Consider the following 15,937-nt stretch of genomic DNA (forward strand, 5'->3'; position numbering starts at 1 on the left):
ATGAATAGGTATTCGTGTTCACTATGGTTCTCATTATGGCAAGCCAATCTGTATTTTCCCTGTAGGTAATCTGTAGTTTGTCTGTAGCGACGTAACAAAAAAAGACCGGCAGGGATAACCCTGTCGGCCAAGTGATACAATATGTCGAACTTAATGCAACTGCCTCATGACAAAATGACTGAGGTAAAATAGATAGGCAAAGCGCAATACTACATAAATAGTTACTGCCAAGGCAAATACATTTACAACCTTAACAGTCCTGTTTTTAAAAATCTTGGACAATAGAACATAAATGCCAATGCCGATTACCCCTCCAAGCATGTTGCCAAGTACATCAGTAATATCACTTCTTCCGATTGCAAAAATGAATTGTATCACTTCAAACGTTAAGGATAATCCGATAGCCGGAAGAGTCTTTCTCATAAAAGGCCATTTACTTTTTAACATGTAAATATAGATGCCCAACGGTATAAAAAGAAGTATATTATAAATAACTTCGCGAAAAAGTATAACTCCGTTTTTATCGAAAGACCCCTGAAAAGGAATCAGATTGATTACGCGTATCCCGTCAGATAATTTTTCGGAATAAAATGGTAGTTTGAAAAGAATTACTCCTGTCAGTAGCAGCATATATACAACGAACAATATGATTGTAAGGGTGTTTCGCTTTCCCGATTTCAATATCTCTTTCTCCTTATAGCCGTTTATGCCTTTGGCAAGTCCATCCAGAACAAAACACCGTCTAGGCGTTTTCCAAAGCAAAATCAATTTTCATAGATTCCAGCGCCTTTTGCACAATGGTCAGCCCCAAGCCGCTTCGTCCGTTTTTCCGGCTTCGTGCTTGATCCATGCGGTAGAACGGATCAAACAACTTTGGCAGAATAGCATCGTCAATCCTTGCTCCTGTGTTCAATACGCAAAGGCGGTGTTGTTGGGTCATAGGCTCGCTCCATATCCGTATTTCGCCGTCTACGGGCGAATTCTGCACCGCATTCAATATGACGTTGGAAAGTGCCTTTTGGAGCATTTGGGGGTCGGCAAGACAGCTTTGCCCGTCAGGAATATCCGTGACAATACGCTGGCCGTTTGCCTCAGATAAAGTCTGAAAGTCAGGCAGTATATCAGCAATTGTATGCCGTATGTCCAGTTTTTCAAAAGCGGGTATGATCCTCCCGTCGTTTAAGCTGACAATCTCCAGTATCTCGGATATCATCTTGCTCAGCGCATCCATCATCTTCACGCATTCGCGCAGGTATTTGGGGTGGTCTTTGTAATCGCCCACATTTTCGAGCATTCCCTCCAGCAGTACACTGGTAGCAGCAATAGGCGTTTTCAGTTCATGGGAAGCTGCCGAAAAGAAATACCTCTGCGATTCCTCCAATTCGCGTTCCCGCAGGATTTCGTCCTCTAATTTGGTGATGGTTTCCTTCAGCTTGACGTACATGGAATAAACGTCGCGGGCTAATGTGCCAAGTTCATCTTTATGCTCCAACGGCGGCGGGACTTCTTCGAGATTGGCCATCTTTCCGGCGCTGTCCGCGAGGCGCTTGATTGGTTTGGTCATCTGCCGCGCAAAGACAAAAGCACAGATGAGGCAGAGAGCAAGCATTACGGCAAACACGGCGACTCCACGAATGATTAACTCCCGATAAAACGATTCTAAGCCCGTCATGCTTTGGGCAACAATGGACAAGCTGTTATCGTTATGCACAACATAATAAAAATCACCGTTAAAATTGTTCGACGTGTCGGCATTCGGCGTGGCATATATTGAGTTGCCATCTTTATCAACAATATTGAACTCAAAAGACTGATTGCTTTCATAAAAGCGCCGTGCCAATTCAGCAACGTCGCTGTTGCTATTTCCCTGAATCTGTTCCACCAAAGGCTGGTATGAAGCTATGATTTGCCCAGCCTGTTTCGTTCTGTAGAATGACATAAACTGTTGCGAAAATAGTGCCGCCGTCACGCCGACAAGCAGCAATAGAGAGATTATTGTATAAGTAAATACCTTAGTAAAAATCCCGCGATTTTTCATTAGGATTCTTCCTCCAATCGGTAGCCCACTCCCCGTACTGTTTTGATGATGTTTTCCGGCAGTTTCGCCCGCAGATTCTTGATATGCGTATGCACGGTGCTGCCGTCTCCGTCAAAATTATAGCCCCAAACGCGGGATAGAATAATTTCATGAGATAGCGTCCTGCCCCTGCTCTGAACCAACAGCATTAGGATTTCAAACTCTTTGAGAGTCAAAACAATTTCCTCGCCATTATAGGTAACTTTGAAATCTTCAGGCAGGAGCGTCAGTTTGCCGCAACGGACTTCCTTTGCCAATGCGCCGCTTCGCCGGAGCAAGGCTTCCACTCGTTTCAGCAGAAGCTGGATCTTGAACGGCTTTGTCACATAATCATCCGCTTCCGCGTCAAACGCCTTGATTTGATTCTTCTCATCGGAAAGAGCTGTCATCATCAGAATGGGGGTGTCGTCTATTTTGCGAAACTCCCGCAAAAGCTCATGACCGTTCATTCCCGGCAGCAGGATGTCGAGAATGACAAGCTGGTAGGTGTTGTCGTAAAACTTGTTGTGCGCTTCGTCTCCGTCCAAGCAGGCATCCACCTTATATCCCGCCTCTGATAAAAAGGCTTTTACTGTATTGCGGATATGCTCATCGTCCTCGACAAGCAGAATTCGTATTGACATAATCATCCCTCCACAGAAAGGATACAGTAGCAATCTGTATTTTCCCTGTAGTTCTAAGATTTCTTGCGCTCGGATTTCATTCGTCCGTCAGCGGGTTTCTCAGCGTTTTTTGGAATAGCCCATACACGGCTAAATCGTATCACACCGGGTATGCGGCCATCCTCACATAGCTTTTGTACTCGGCGCTCGGAAATGTCCCACTTTTTTGCGGCTTCTTTCGGAATAATATAGTCCATATAGGCACCTCCGTTGCTGACATTATTGTATACGCTCAAACGAATAATATCAAGTCAGCAAAGCTATTGTTAAGAATCTGTTAGCATAATGGAAAAGCTCTCTGTGGATGCACATTTTTACGATACCTCGAACCTTTTCACGAAAATCCAAACCTTTTCATGATAGGTAGGCGCGCGTAGCGGGGCGGGGTGCATCTTTTCACGATATAAGTTCAAAAAACAGAAAAAGGCCACCCCGAAACGCAGCCTAAATTTCATATGGAATGCAAAAAAGCCCAGTAAAACTGGACTTTTTCACTCGTCAACATTGTATCAATATTGACGTTTGTTTTTGGTTGCGGAGGCAGGATTCGAACCTACGACCTTCGGGTTATGAGCCCGACGAGCTACCGGACTGCTCCACTCCGCGATATGAAGTTGAAAGCTTGCAGCAACAGCGTCTGTCGCTGCTGTATTTTTGATGCTTACATAGAATAGCACAGACATGCGATAATGTCAAGAGAATAATGCCGCTGCAAGCAATATTTTAAAAGTCGCTGCAATTGCTGATGTTTTTGGGCGGTGAGGCTTTATTTATTATATGATCTTCATCATAATAAAATACCTGCCGGTGCGCGGGGAGCACAGGCTTTGGACAGTGGGAAGGCGGCAGGTCGTGAAACCTGCCGCCTTCCCGGGTGTATGGGTGTGAAATTTCAGGAGCAGTCTTTACCAAATGCCTCCGCGGATCTGATAACTGTTATAGAAGTTCGGGTCCTCCGGATAAACAGTCGTGGTCGTCAGCGCGCCGCTGCCGTCGTCAGTGACATTGACTGTGATCTTGACCGTATGCGTATCGTATGTCATATGCGCCAAGGGGGTGGTGGGGGTAATCTCCCGGATGCTGTAGGTGTGGGTCCCCGGGGTCGTGTATTTCAGCTTGAAGGAGACTGTGCCGTCGGCCAGGTTGCTTTCGGTCATCGTGGCGCCCGTGTCGAGATTCTTTAATTCAAATTTGAACATGCCCGTGGTTAACTGCATGCCGGTGAGGATCTTTTTGACCTGAACGGTGGCGTCCGCCGCCGCGTAGACGTATTCATTCCGGAAGGTCGCGTCCGGGGAATACGCGACGTCGGCATCCAGAACTCCGCCTATATCCGTTACGGTGATTGTCACGGTGACTGTTTTCAGATCATAGTTGATGCGGGGGTCGACGGGGAAGGGGACGGCCTCGCGTATCAAATACGTGTATTTTCCGGCGTGGGTGAAGGGGAGCGGCTTGAATTGTATGTTGCCCAGCGCGTCGTTCTGCTGGGTATCGACTGCCGTGCCGTTGCCTTCAAGCAGGCTGAAGCTGAACATGTCTGCCGCCAGGGGTTTGCCGCTCAGTTCCTTATGCGCCTCCAGCGTGACGTACACGGGCTGCGGGGCGTAGGAGTTGACAAATTCCTGCCCGGATGGGTAGCTGACCTCCGTCACCAAAGCGTCATTGGCTCTCGTGACAGTCACGACGACGTCGAGTGTCCTCGTATCGTAAACCATGCCCGTCTGGGGCGTTGCCGGGATCACTTCCTTGACCTTGTATGTATACGTTCCTGGCTCGCTGATGCTGATCATTTTGTCCAGCGTGTCGAAGCTGATGCTGCCGTCGTCGGCGTTGGACACGGTGCCCAGCGGGACGTCGCCCTGGTCCGTCACCTGTGTGACGTCAAAATTGAACATGCCGCCTTTCAGCTCCATGCCGTTCAGGACCTTTGTCAGCTTGATCTCAGCGGAGATCGGCGCCGGCTCCACTACCTGAACGACCGGCTTGTTGTATGCCTTTTCCGCCGAGCCGCTTGTTCCGAAGGAATATTTCAGCGTTGCGGCCGAGTTGGAGTAGAAGCCCGCCCTCCCGGCGCTTGTGGCATTGCCGGCATAATCGGTGCCCGGGTCTCCGAGATTTGGATAGCTTTGGCTGTCGTAAAACTCGTCAAGCGCCTTGTCGCTGCTTCTGACATTGAAGGACATGGCATACCTTGTATCCGCCTTCAGCGTATCCAGGAATGTTACCGACAGGCCGTTGGCGCCGGTGCTGACCGAATAATCGGCGCCGAGCGTCAGGGGAACGGGAGCGCCGCTGCCGGTCGTTTTGGTGACCTTCAGCCCGCCCGTATAGGCGACATAATCGGATAAGCCGTCCGTCAGGGTCACGTGGTAAAGGGAATTGCTCATCTTTGACATAAACCGGTTGAACGTATCCGTCAGCTGCTGCGCGTTGGTGGCCTGCACCATGTATCTTTCGTTGCTGACAGGAACCATCTGCGTTATGGTCTGCAGGGTCGAGGCGCTGCCTGAGTTGTCTCCGATGAAGACCGAATAGAATTTGTCGACATTGCTGAACTTTCTCGCCGAATCACAGGCGAATATCATGCCGGCATAGGTGTTGTTCGTCGTGGTCTCTACCGCCGGAGACGCGAAGGTGGGATCGCCGTCTGTCAGGAAAATAACGACCTTGTCGCGGTTTTGGTTGTCGCTCGACGTCAGTGCGTTGACCTGCGCGACAGCGTCGGCCAGGGAGGCATAGTAGTTCGTGCCGCCGTTTGCCGTCAGGCTTGAAACAGCGTTGAGGAGCGTATTTTTGTTTGAACTGCCGGAAACAAGGACCTCCGAGCCGCTGGAAAATTTAATGATGGATATCCTGTTGTTCGGATTGGTCGTTAAATTGTTGATAGCGTCCGTCATCGTGGACCGCAAAAGATTGATCTTTGTCTGCCCGGACGCCAGCGCGTCTCCCATCGAGCCGCTGACGTCCAGCACAAAGACGATGTCCGCTTTGTTATCTTCCATCGCCTGCTGTGTCAAAAGGTCGAGATAGAGCCGGTAATCATTGACGCCGTTTACCGTCGTATCGGGATTTGCGGCGCCGTCGCCCAGATAGTCAACCGTCTTTGTGTAGCTGGGGTCGGGGTCCGGGTCGGGCGCGGCGCTGCCGATATCGGGGTTATACTGGAAATGGAGCGTAATGCTCGACACTTTCTTGCTGTCGATGGTCTGGACCCAGTTGAAAGGTGTCTTCGAATACTGGTTCGGGGAAGAAGCCGGGTCGTATTGGTACTGCTTCAGGTTATTCGCCGCTGTGTACTCCACGGATTTAAGGCTCAGGTGCTTGTCCGTATACTGATTGGCGCAGAACCAGAAGGTGTCGCATTTGGCGCCCGAAACGCTATTGTATTTTATCGCGGTCGACTGATTATTGACGATATCGAATACCTTGCTGTCGATACCGGAAGGCGCGTTGGCGGTGGAGGCGGAATACTTCATCAGATAAATCCGTGACGCCGTATACCTCGCCGAAAGGCCGGCGACCTGTGTCGGGTATTCCGAGGCGTTGTCGATCACCGTTTTAACGGTCAGAGTCGTGCTCTCGCCCAAAGCAAACGCCGAAGGCGCGAACACCACGGTGCACACGGTGAGGAATGCGAGAATAATGAGTGCCCTTAAGTGCTTCATTTTGAAATCAACTCCTTTTTATTAGTTATTTTTTCTCGTCGTATAAAGCTTTCAGCTTGCTGGCCCAATCCTGCATAAAGCCGTCCAGGTCGTCGGTCGGCCCGCTGTAGGCAAGGTCCAGCTTTTTCAGGCAAATCGATTTTTCCGTGCTTGTTATCCGCTGGAAGAGAGACGGGCGTTTTTCTCCCGAGACGTTTAAGAGGGCCTGCGCGCCCGCCAGGTCGTCATCCGAGAGCTTTACGTCGTTGGACGCCGGTATGCTGAGCGCCTTATCACATATCAGCGCCTGACTGGACGGGGACAAAAGATAACTGATAAACCCTTCGGCGTCGGATTTAAGCTTCGTGCCTTTCGATATCCCCAGCATCATATCGGCCTTGAAAACACCGGCGGCTGAGGTGCCGGAGCCCGGCATCGGGAAGAAGCCGAAGCCGAAGCTGCCGTCCAGCGCCCGCAGCGTTTTGATATCGTCCGTCGTGCCGGGGATCATGGCATATGCCCCCTTGGTAAACTGCTCCAGCAGCGCCTGATGTCCCTGTGCGCTGTTCTCCTTCGCGGCAATCAGTCCGGATGCTGTCAGCGCGCTGGCCAGGCCCGCGGTATCCATGAAGCCGGAGTCCAGCTCGGTATTGCTGTCAAAAAACTTTCCGTTGGACAGCAGGGGCGTGTCGCGGAGGCCGTTGGCCAAAATCCCCTCGGCAAAGTCGGCCGTATCATATTGCCCGCTGCCGTCCGTTGACATGGCGAAAGGCGTCACGCCGTTTTGCTGTAAGATCGAACAGTTGACAATAAAGTCGGAGACCGTCAGGGGAGAAACCAGTTTGTTTTGCGTGTAGCAGGCCTTATTGAAAAATACAACCGGGATGCTGCCTGTGGCGGGGACGGCCCAAATGTGACCGTCCCGGCTTCCGATCTGCGCGAGAGCGCTGTCGTAATCCTCCGGCAGCAGCTTGCTTTTGGTGAGGTCCATCAGCTTGCCGCTGCTGACGAATCTCTGAAACTGGTCATCCGCCGGTACGGCAAGCACATCCGGCGCTTTCTGATCCGATACGCTTTTCAGATATGTATCGGCGTATCCCTCCGGCGCGACGGCCTGCACTTCGATCGTCAGTCCGGTGTGTTCTTCCGCGTACGCCTCAGCCAGGGCCTTGTAAACCTCCTGGTTCTCCGTGTCCCAATGGCTGAACACAAGCGTCCGCTCTTTGGTCGTATTGCCGCCGGACAGAAACGGGATACTGCTGCAGCCGGACAGGATAAAGGCCGGCAGGAGCAGGCATAGGGCAAGACCGGCACGTCTTTTGAGCATTGTGCATCACCTCGAAATCTAAGTTTTCAAATCCGACGGGATATCGCTGTGACTGAGGTTATATCCGCCGCCGGGCAGGCTTGTATAGCAGCCGTTGTATTCGGACGGCGACTTCTTCGGATGCCAGACGACGTCGTTTCCTTTGTCTCCGATGGTCTCACCGCCGTCCAGCGAGACCGAAAGCGTCGTGGTGGTTAGGCCGAAGACTCTCGCGAAATAAAACGGGCAATCGTCGCTGAGCACGGTGCGGATACGATAGGACCTGTAATTTGGCAAAGGATCTTCCTCGTAAAAATAAACCTTCAAGGTGCCGTCAAACCCATTTTCCTTCAGCGTGCTGTCTATGAGCGTGAAGCTGGCAGACCCCGGGTCGTCGGCGTTCCTGATTGTGTCCTGGAAGGTGAAGCGGTCTTGGCGGATGACCTGGCTCAAGGTCTGCAGGTCGTTGCGCTGCAGGAGGAGCAGACCCACGTCCAGGGACAGACCGATAAAACCGATGATGACGATCAGTGTTCCTGCGAATAAAACCATGATGTTGCCGCGCTCTTCCCCGAAGAGGCGCCGAATTTTATGCTTCATAATTTTCACCTTAAAACACCTTTATTCGGACCTGTGCTGTGAGGCCACGACCCGCGTGCGGTCGAGCTCCTTATAGACCGTAAGGCTGGGGCCAAAAATTGCGCTGCCGATGGGCGTGAGAGGACGGATGGTATAGACAAGCTCGGCGGATAAATCCATATAGCGCGTCCTGCTGATCGCCGGAACGGAATTTCCCAGGCTGGACGGGACGCTGTACGTTTCCGTTTTGTTATAAAGCTTTGCGCTGGCGCCGCTAATATTGAGGTTGGTTGCGATAATGGTGGCAGAGTCCTTGGACATCTCGTCATATAAGGGGCCGGAAACTGCCGGGCCGCCGTAAGTGGCTATGGACGGATCGTCCTCAAGAGCGTCCGAGTCGCCGAGGGCCCCTGCGGAGACCTCCCAGCTGGCGTGCATGTACGCGTATTCAAAGGCCCCCTTCTGGAAGGAAATCCAGCCGAAGTCCAGAATAGCGAACAAAATCGGCAAAAAAATCAAGAGTGCCAGGGCAAATTCAACCGCCGCCTGACCTGCTTCCTTTGGCTTTTTTAAATTTTTAATTCTGAGCATCTCAAATCCCTCATAACCGCTACGCGGAAGGTTTGTATCCGCCCGCGTAAACGCTCCGCGTGTACACGGGGGTCTGTACATTGATGCTGTCGCCTAAAAACATCACGCCCCAGAATGTTATGGGTGTCAGCTCGTAGGAAAGCTGCAGATGGACCTCCATGGTCTGATAGTTGCTGTCCCGGGGGTCAAACTGATTCCAGTAGTTGTCGGGGTCCTGCCGGTCGCTGGAATATACATAGTAGGGGTATTCGACATTTTCAAGCCGCCCGTGCGTGAAGTCCACACCGATCTTGTTGCTGTCCAGGCGGTCTTTGTAGCAGTCGCGCGCCGTTTCTCTGATGTCGCTATCCGCGCTGCCGGAGTCAATTGAAGCGTAGCTCAGCTGCCCGATACTTTCGCTTGCGGCGCTGCTCAGGATCGTTTTCGTATTTATGTAACGGAAATAATCCACGGGAACCGTCAGCAGCATGATCAAAAGGGGCAGAATGAGCGCAAGCTCCACAAGAGACTGCCCCGTTTCGTCCCTTTGCAGTTTTTTCAGTTTTCTTTTCAACATCCGCCTCTCCTTTACTGTCTTCGTGGCGGCCCGGCGCCTCCCGCGCGGGGGAGACGCCTGCGGCTGCCGGGGTTTTCATACGGTATGCTGATTTAAATGTCGGCGGCCTTTGTCAGCGGATTATATTTGCCCTCATCGGGTTTCTCCGCTGCCGGTCCCTTGTCGTTGTCGCTTAAGGGGATGATTTTCCTGGCGTTGTCAAAACGCAGGATCTGGCTGATCGGCGGCATGGCGTTTTCCTCTGACGGAGGGTCCTCGTCCGCCGCCTCCAGGTCCTCGGGGAGAGACCCCTGCTGCGCCGCCTGCTCGGGATTATCGGGCAGGGGCTTGTGCCTGCTGTTGAGCGCGGTTTTCAGCAGCTCGCGATCCTTGCGGCTGCGGGAAATATAGCGGTTCAGGGTTTCCGACTGCTCGTCCATTTCCTCCATGACCTCCTCAAAGGAGCTCTTCAGAGAGGCAATGACAGATTTTGCATTTTCATTCTCCTGCCGCAGCGCGGCGGTCTCGTTTTCCAGATCCTTAAACTGTGCCAGCAGCGATTCTTTTTCGGAGATGATCGATTTCTGATAGTCAACGGTGTCCCTGAGCTGAGAAAACTGCATGTACAGGGATTCGATCAGCTTTTCGCCGCTGATGCCTTCCTGCCAGTCCTCCGGTGTCCGGCGCCCTTCGTCGAGTTCATTCGTTACCATATGCCAATACTCCCTTGCCTGTAATTCGGATTCCAGCCTGGCCTGGATTTCCGCTAACTGTTGATCCTTCAGTTCCAGCTGTGCACGGGTCTCCTCCAGATATAACTTCGCCTGATCAAGCTGCGACTGCAATTCGTCCAGCTGCTGCTTTTTCTGCTCCAGCCGTATTTCCGCGTCGCTGATGTCCTGCTTTTTCTCCGCCAGCTCCAGGTTGGCTTTTTCCATCTGCAGCAGCATCTTCTGGTATTTGGTCTCGACATTATCCTTTTGCTGCCTGAGGGCGGAGATCTCTTCATCTGCGGCGAACGACGCGCTCACCATTTCGTCGATCTTCTCCCTCAGCGTTCCGCATTCGTCCTTATATCCGGCAAGTGTCTGGCTCAATTGGGCCAGCTCGGATTCCTTCTGCTTCAGCAGCTCTTCATACATTTTCTGGTCGCCGGCATTGGCCTGCTGCTCCAGCAGCTTGCTTTTCAGGCGCTCGTTTTCCGCACGCGCCTGTATGAGTTCCTGTTCTGCGGCGGACGGTTCCGTGCCGTCCTGCCGTTTTTCGGTTTTTCGCGCCGCGAGAGTATCCACCGCGGTTTTCAGCTGCGCGCGCAAAACGGTGCATTCCTGTGTTGCGCTTGCCTTCTCCGCGGCCAGATCGAGGATCTGCCGTTCCAGCTGCGCTTTGACCTGCACCACACTCTGCCGCATCTCCGCAATGAAATCTTCGACGCTTTTTTTGGTATAGCCGCCCACACGCGCAACCTGCAGCTTGGATTCCAGCATGGACTGCTGGCTCTTCTCCAAAAGAGCGTTGAATTCCACGTTTTCCTGATTGGGCGTTGTATTGTCCTGGACAAAATTACCGCTCATAATTTCACATCCTTTCTGGCACCGTAGTCTCGCAGCTGAGCCGCGTTATACTGTTATGTTTGTTCGTAAAAATCCATCTGACAACAGTAACCGCTCATTCTCAGCGCTCGGGACCGTGCAGACCGGAATATTCCGCCGGGGCTTGACGGCAAATAAGGCTCGAGCCGGTCTGAAGCTGTGCAGCGTATCCTGCTGCCGTCTCAAGGACCATCTTCGTCCCCGGGACGTGCCTGCCCACGCGCCAGGGAGCGATGGTTTCGATGCCCAGTACCTTATAGTCCTTGCTCAGGTAAACGACATCGATGGTAAAGCGCATAAAGCAGGTGTGGATGCTGGAGCAGGGAACCAGCAAAAGCCCCTGTCCGGATGGGAGAGAGGGCTTAAACATGAGCCCCCTGAAACGTTTGGTAAAGGTGTCGGCAGGCTCGGCCGATAATTGAAACCGGCCGCTTTCGTCGCATATATTCTTATTCATATCAGCCCATCGAGCCGAGCGCCTGAATGATGGAGGGAACTGCCGGCCCCAGCAGCACAATCAGCAGAACAGGGAAGATAAAAAGCACCATGGGGATGAGCATCTTTACGGACAGCTTCTGCATTTTTTCCTCAACGTTCTGCTTGTGTGTTTCCCGGATGGTGGCCGCCTGTATCTGCAGCACATTTTTGATGGAGGCGCCCATCTCGTCGGCCTGCAGGATGGCGCTGACAAAGGTTTGAATCTCAATGCTGCCGCATCTTTCCGCGAGCCGCTCCATCGCTTCCTTCCTGGACCGGCCAAGGGAAATCTCGCGCTGCACCGTGTCGAATTCCCGGATCAGGGCGCCCTCGCTTTTTCTGACCACATAGGACAGCGCCTGGTCAAAGCCGAGTCCCGCCGCGACGCTGACGCTCAAAAGGTCCAGGGCGTCCGGCATCTGATGGTAAATTTCATCTTTCCGCCGTGAAATTTTGCCTTTCAGCTGGAAACGGCTCAAGGCCACGCCGGCGTAAATGCCGACAGCGCCAAAAAGGGCGGAGGTGAGGGGCGGTTTCCCGAGCAGCTGCCCAACCAGGACGCCGGCGCCCGCGCAGACAATGGAAAGCAGCAGGACGGCGGCACTGTAATTCTTGGCGCTCATGCGTATTTCGGCCTGCATCAGCTGCGCCGTCAGCTTTTCCTGGGCGGTGGCGCTCAGCGGAACAAACATTGCAAAGAAGCCCAGCAGGCGATTGGAGAGCGGCTTGAGTATGCGCGCGCTGAACGACGCGTTTGCGTCCGCCTCGTCCGAATCCGACTGATTCATCGCCATGCGCAGCCGCTTGTTGATAATGATTCTTTTCCTGTACAGCAGATCCAGGCCCATGTATACGATACAACCGAAGAAAACTCCAAATAACAGCGCTGATATATATTTCATTTAAACTCCTCTTTTCGCGTGAAAAAAGTTTCCTTCTGTACGTAGCGGCGGGAGACGGAACAGTATGCTTTGGACAGCTAGAATTTGATATCGACGATCTTGTGTATCACGACAAATCCGAGCACTTCCATCACCACGCCGACGACGAGCATGACGTGCCCGAATGTCGTCGTGAAAAAGGGCTGCATATACCCGGGGTTGATCACAGAGATGATAATGAGCATCGCCACCGGGAGCAGTCCGATGATCCTGCCGGATATGCGCCCTTGCGCCGTCATCGTTTTGACGGAGCGCTTCATCGACATCCGCTCGCGGATCGTCTTGGCGATCGTATCGATGATATCCGCCAGATTTCCTCCGACCTGCTGCTGGACGACGACGGCCGTCGTCAAAAGCTTCATGTCCGCGCTGGCCATCCGCTCCGTGACCTTTGTCAGCGCGCTTTCAATGTCGCCGCCCAGTTGGATCTCCCGGCCGATCGACTTGAACTCCGGCCCGATCGGGTCCGCCAGGTCTCTTGCGACGTTGTCCAGGGCCTGCGCAAAGGAAAAACCGGCGCGGAGACCGTTTGAAAGCACCAGCAGCGCGTCGCCCAGCTGCCGTTCAAACAGGCTCCGGCGCTTATTGATCTTCGTTCTCAGATAAAGCGGCATCGACACCGCCCCCGCCAGAATCAGCGCGCCGCTGCGCAGGGCGCTTGGCGAGATGAGAAAGCTGATAATGGCAGGCACGAAGATCAGCAGGATCCACACCAGCATGAATTCCTCCGGGCGCAGCTTGATACCCGAGAGCTGGATTTGATTCTTCATGCTCTGGGAGACATTCAGAAAGCCCAGCCGCGAGCGCTCCTTCGACTTTCCGCCGCGGCCCTTCTTTTCGTCGGCCGCTTTGTCGCTGCTTATGGCGTCGAGCCGTTTCTTGACGCGGAGGCGGTATCTGTCGATACCCGACAGCAACAGATGGACCAGGCAGTATGCAAAGATCATACCCGCGATAAGTGTTGCCCATTTCATTGGCTCAGTTTCCTTTCTGGAAGAACCAGTCGTCCTTGCAAAGCGCGCCGTTGTACTTTATTTTTTCGGTGACCTTGGGACGGATGCCCGTTGGGACGAACTGGCCTGAGATCTTTCCCTCGCTGTCAACGCCGTTTGGCTTGAACACGAAAATATCCTGTATGGTGACGATATCGCCTTCCATGCCGACAACCTCGGAAATGTTGACGATTTTCCGGCTGCCGTCCCGGAATCTGGACTGATGCACGATCAGGTCGACGGCGGACGAGATCTGCTCCCGGATCGCTTTGGCGGGCAATTCCATGCCGGCCATCATCACCATCGTCTCCAGACGCGAGATGACGTCTCTTGGCGTGTTGGCATGCACCGTTGTCAGAGAGCCGTCGTGCCCCGTATTCATCGCCTGCAGCATGTCCAGGGTCTCGCCGGAGCGGACCTCGCCGACAATGATGCGGTCCGGGCGCATTCGGAGGGAATTGCGGACCAGGTCGCGTATGGTTATGGCGCCCTTGCCCTCGATATTCACGGGCCGCCCTTCCAGTGTCACCACGTGCTCCTGCCCCAGCTGGAGCTCCGCCGCGTCTTCGATCGTCACGATGCGCTCCTGATCGGAAATGTAGGAGGACAGGACGTTCAAAAGCGTCGTTTTGCCCGAGCCGGTCCCCCCCGAGACGACGATGTTGCAGCGGCCCTTGACGCCCGATTCCAGAAAGCTCGCCATCTGGGGCGAGAGCGTGTTGAAGTCGATCAGGTTGCCGATCGTCAGAGGGGTCTTTGAAAATTTACGTATCGTGATCGTCGGTCCCTTTAGTGCAACAGGGGGGATCACCGCGTTGACGCGGGAGCCGTCGGCCAGGCGCGCGTCCACCATGGGGTTCGATTCGTCGCAGCGCCTTCCGATCGAGGAGACGATACGGTTGATGACGTTCATCACGTGCGCGTTGTCCCGAAACCGTGAATTGGTCAATTCGATCTTGCCGAAGCGCTCGATGTAGATCTGGTTCGGCCCGTTCACCATCACTTCCGAAATACTGGCGTCCCGCAGATAAATCTCCAGAGGCCCCAGGCCCATGATATCGTCATAAATTTCGCGGATCAGCTTGGCCTCTTCCAGCCTCGTCAGCGCCTGCCCCTGGCGTTCAAGGACACGGCGGATGTTGTCCAGCATGTCGGCCGCGGCGTCGTCCGAGCCGCTTTCCGCGTACGCCACGTTGTATTCGTTGACCACTTCTTTGTGGACGATTTCCTTAAGAAGCTCGTATTTTTCCGTGCGGGTCCCCGCGTCGGCGATGTCGCCGGCCGGTTTGTTTGCGGCGCTGCCGCTGTCCTTCATTTGTTCTACTCTGGATGTCCAGCCCATATATCAATCACCCTTTATTACCTAAGAGATGCCAGCTTTTTTGCTTTGAGTCTTCCTTTGTAAACGACATCCGGTCTATCTGAGACGCAATATGCGCAATCGCCTGGCCTATTTTGCTTTTGGGGTATTCCAGAACAAGGGGGCTTCCCTGGTCGGACGCGTTGACGGCGGGCTTGTCGTCGTAAGGGATTTTGTCCCAGATAGGGAAGGAGAGGACGCGGGAGACGTCCTTGTCCCGGATCGTCCCGTCGCTGTCCTTGCCGATGATCAGGCGGATCTTTTCCCAGCCGGTCAGCGCCTGGATCACATCGAGTCCCTTTTTGGCATTACGGAGCGCCGGAATATCCTTTTTCGTTACAAAAAGAATCAGGGACGCACAGTCGATGCAGGTAGCCGTATAGTCGTTAAAGCCCGAAAAGCAATCCACGATCACGTAGTCGTAGTAAACGCGGAGGGCGGCGATAATTCTCTCCGCCTGAGCGGGGGAGATGGAGTCCGCGTATTCCGGGTTGTTGGGGGCCGGCAGAAAATTGACGCCGGAGATGTGCAGGGACAGGAACTGCCGGATGATATCCACGTTCACATTGCTCTGCTCCTGGATAAGCTCCAGGATCGTTTTCTTTGTTTCGACGCCAAGGAGCGCGCTCACGTCGCCGAACTGGAAATCGTAGTCCAGAACGACCACCTTGTTTTTGTTCTGGGCGAGCTTCACGGCCAGGTTGACCGCCAGCGTCGATTTGCCGACGCCGTCCTTGGGGCCGAAGACCAGGATGACCTTCGACTTGCTGGAGGACGTGGTGGCGTTTTCAAGCGCGAGAATACGGTTGGCCTCGTTATTATAGATGCCCTTCAGCTCGGACATCAGGCTCAAGGGCTCCATCTGGGCGTTCAGGATATAGTGCACGCCCGTCTGCATGATTCTCTGCATCAGCGAGACGTCGTCAATATCCGAAATCACCACGGGGACGGACCGGGGCCTGAGAAGATAAATCTGCTGGCAGGAACGCAGCGCCATCGGCGAGGTATCCGAGATGAGGATCAGGTCCGGCGAGGTGCGGTTGATCTCGTCGAGAACGCTGTTTTCATCCGTGACGGTTCCGACGATCACGAGGTCTTCGTCCTGCAGCTTCGTCGCAAGCTGGGCGCAGTTTTGCTGACTTCCCAAAAGTAAAATTTTAATTTTCATTAGGTATCCT

14 protein-coding genes, 1 tRNA gene and 1 pseudogene are annotated in these 15,937 nt (G+C 53.4%); all 16 read right to left on the bottom strand.

All coding sequences use genetic code 11. The features are described from left to right. Window positions 1–150: 150 nt before the first annotated feature. The 16 genes and pseudogenes from BUB60_RS15775 to BUB60_RS15850 all read right to left on the bottom strand — a co-directional run bounded on the left by BUB60_RS15775 (window position 151) and on the right by BUB60_RS15850 (window position 15,927). Window positions 151–681, bottom strand: a complete 531-nt coding sequence (locus BUB60_RS15775) for a VanZ family protein (protein WP_073081037.1) — start codon at window positions 679–681, stop codon at window positions 151–153. 23 nt (window positions 682–704) lie between these two features. Beyond that, a pseudogene (locus BUB60_RS15780) lies at window positions 705–2,038 on the bottom strand (HAMP domain-containing sensor histidine kinase). Further along, complete coding sequence (locus tag BUB60_RS15785; RefSeq protein ID WP_073081039.1) at window positions 2,038–2,700, bottom strand: response regulator transcription factor; 663 nt, start codon at window positions 2,698–2,700, stop codon at window positions 2,038–2,040. The pseudogene BUB60_RS15780 and the gene BUB60_RS15785 overlap by 1 nt, the downstream one beginning before the upstream one ends. A 53-nt stretch (window positions 2,701–2,753) precedes the next feature. Beyond that, the gene (locus BUB60_RS15790; RefSeq protein ID WP_073081041.1) at window positions 2,754–2,936 is read right to left on the bottom strand and encodes a MerR family transcriptional regulator; all 183 of its coding nucleotides are present in this window, start codon (window positions 2,934–2,936) and stop codon (window positions 2,754–2,756) included. A 332-nt stretch (window positions 2,937–3,268) separates the two neighbouring features. Beyond that, a tRNA-Met gene (locus tag BUB60_RS15795) sits at window positions 3,269–3,345 on the bottom strand. 299 nt (window positions 3,346–3,644) lie between these two features. After that, window positions 3,645–6,407 (bottom strand): Spy0128 family protein, encoded by a 2,763-nt coding sequence (locus BUB60_RS15800; RefSeq protein WP_073081042.1) that lies wholly within the window; start codon window positions 6,405–6,407, stop codon window positions 3,645–3,647. Window positions 6,408–6,432: 25 nt separating this feature from the next. Next, entirely contained in the window at window positions 6,433–7,713 is a 1,281-nt protein-coding gene (locus BUB60_RS15805; protein ID WP_073081045.1) for an ABC transporter substrate-binding protein, read from the bottom strand. An 18-nt stretch (window positions 7,714–7,731) separates the two neighbouring features. Then, entirely contained in the window at window positions 7,732–8,292 is a 561-nt protein-coding gene (locus tag BUB60_RS15810; RefSeq protein WP_073081047.1) for a pilus assembly protein TadG-related protein, read from the bottom strand. Between the two features lie 21 nt (window positions 8,293–8,313). Further along, a complete protein-coding gene (locus BUB60_RS15815) occupies window positions 8,314–8,862 on the bottom strand; it encodes a TadE/TadG family type IV pilus assembly protein (RefSeq protein ID WP_073081049.1) in 549 nt (182 codons plus the stop codon). A 19-nt stretch (window positions 8,863–8,881) separates the two neighbouring features. Beyond that, window positions 8,882–9,418 carry a TadE/TadG family type IV pilus assembly protein gene (locus tag BUB60_RS15820; RefSeq protein ID WP_073081051.1) on the bottom strand — a complete coding sequence of 179 codons (537 nt, stop codon included), beginning with the start codon at window positions 9,416–9,418 and terminating at the stop codon, window positions 8,882–8,884. A gap of 92 nt (window positions 9,419–9,510) precedes the next feature. Beyond that, window positions 9,511–10,971, bottom strand: a complete 1,461-nt coding sequence (locus tag BUB60_RS15825) for a coiled-coil domain-containing protein (protein ID WP_073081053.1) — start codon at window positions 10,969–10,971, stop codon at window positions 9,511–9,513. A 100-nt stretch (window positions 10,972–11,071) separates the two neighbouring features. Further along, window positions 11,072–11,446: a DUF192 domain-containing protein gene (locus BUB60_RS15830; protein WP_073081055.1), complete on the bottom strand. Its 375-nt coding sequence runs from the start codon at window positions 11,444–11,446 to the stop codon at window positions 11,072–11,074. A 1-nt stretch (window position 11,447) separates the two neighbouring features. Further along, window positions 11,448–12,368 carry a type II secretion system F family protein gene (locus BUB60_RS15835; protein ID WP_073081058.1) on the bottom strand — a complete coding sequence of 307 codons (921 nt, stop codon included), beginning with the start codon at window positions 12,366–12,368 and terminating at the stop codon, window positions 11,448–11,450. Between the two features lie 77 nt (window positions 12,369–12,445). Beyond that, the gene (locus tag BUB60_RS15840; RefSeq protein ID WP_084726549.1) at window positions 12,446–13,381 is read right to left on the bottom strand and encodes a type II secretion system F family protein; all 936 of its coding nucleotides are present in this window, start codon (window positions 13,379–13,381) and stop codon (window positions 12,446–12,448) included. Between the two features lie 4 nt (window positions 13,382–13,385). After that, entirely contained in the window at window positions 13,386–14,741 is a 1,356-nt protein-coding gene (locus BUB60_RS15845) for a TadA family conjugal transfer-associated ATPase (RefSeq protein WP_073081060.1), read from the bottom strand. A 7-nt stretch (window positions 14,742–14,748) separates the two neighbouring features. Further along, window positions 14,749–15,927, bottom strand: a complete 1,179-nt coding sequence (locus BUB60_RS15850) for a P-loop NTPase (RefSeq protein WP_073081062.1) — start codon at window positions 15,925–15,927, stop codon at window positions 14,749–14,751. Window positions 15,928–15,937: the final 10 nt, after the last annotated feature.

Source organism: Sporobacter termitidis DSM 10068 (assembly GCF_900130065.1).
GTDB classification, from domain to species: domain Bacteria; phylum Bacillota; class Clostridia; order Oscillospirales; family Oscillospiraceae; genus Sporobacter; species Sporobacter termitidis.

What these genes read in the sequence shown, in the direction of transcription:
- BUB60_RS15790 (WP_073081041.1), bottom strand. Translation starts at nt 2,936, where the DNA reads ATGGACTATATTATTCCGAAAGAAGCCGCAAAAAAGTGGGACATTTCC.
- BUB60_RS15805 (WP_073081045.1), bottom strand. Translation starts at nt 7,713, where the DNA reads ATGCTCAAAAGACGTGCCGGTCTTGCCCTATGCCTGCTCCTGCCGGCC.
- BUB60_RS15785 (WP_073081039.1), bottom strand. Translation starts at nt 2,700, where the DNA reads ATGTCAATACGAATTCTGCTTGTCGAGGACGATGAGCATATCCGCAAT.
- BUB60_RS15835 (WP_073081058.1), bottom strand. Translation starts at nt 12,368, where the DNA reads ATGAAATATATATCAGCGCTGTTATTTGGAGTTTTCTTCGGTTGTATC.
- BUB60_RS15815 (WP_073081049.1), bottom strand. Translation starts at nt 8,862, where the DNA reads ATGCTCAGAATTAAAAATTTAAAAAAGCCAAAGGAAGCAGGTCAGGCG.
- BUB60_RS15840 (WP_084726549.1), bottom strand. Translation starts at nt 13,381, where the DNA reads ATGAAATGGGCAACACTTATCGCGGGTATGATCTTTGCATACTGCCTG.
- BUB60_RS15845 (WP_073081060.1), bottom strand. Translation starts at nt 14,741, where the DNA reads ATGGGCTGGACATCCAGAGTAGAACAAATGAAGGACAGCGGCAGCGCC.
- BUB60_RS15800 (WP_073081042.1), bottom strand. Translation starts at nt 6,407, where the DNA reads ATGAAGCACTTAAGGGCACTCATTATTCTCGCATTCCTCACCGTGTGC.
- BUB60_RS15830 (WP_073081055.1), bottom strand. Translation starts at nt 11,446, where the DNA reads ATGAATAAGAATATATGCGACGAAAGCGGCCGGTTTCAATTATCGGCC.
- BUB60_RS15850 (WP_073081062.1), bottom strand. Translation starts at nt 15,927, where the DNA reads ATGAAAATTAAAATTTTACTTTTGGGAAGTCAGCAAAACTGCGCCCAG.
- BUB60_RS15810 (WP_073081047.1), bottom strand. Translation starts at nt 8,292, where the DNA reads ATGAAGCATAAAATTCGGCGCCTCTTCGGGGAAGAGCGCGGCAACATC.
- BUB60_RS15820 (WP_073081051.1), bottom strand. Translation starts at nt 9,418, where the DNA reads ATGTTGAAAAGAAAACTGAAAAAACTGCAAAGGGACGAAACGGGGCAG.
- BUB60_RS15825 (WP_073081053.1), bottom strand. Translation starts at nt 10,971, where the DNA reads ATGAGCGGTAATTTTGTCCAGGACAATACAACGCCCAATCAGGAAAAC.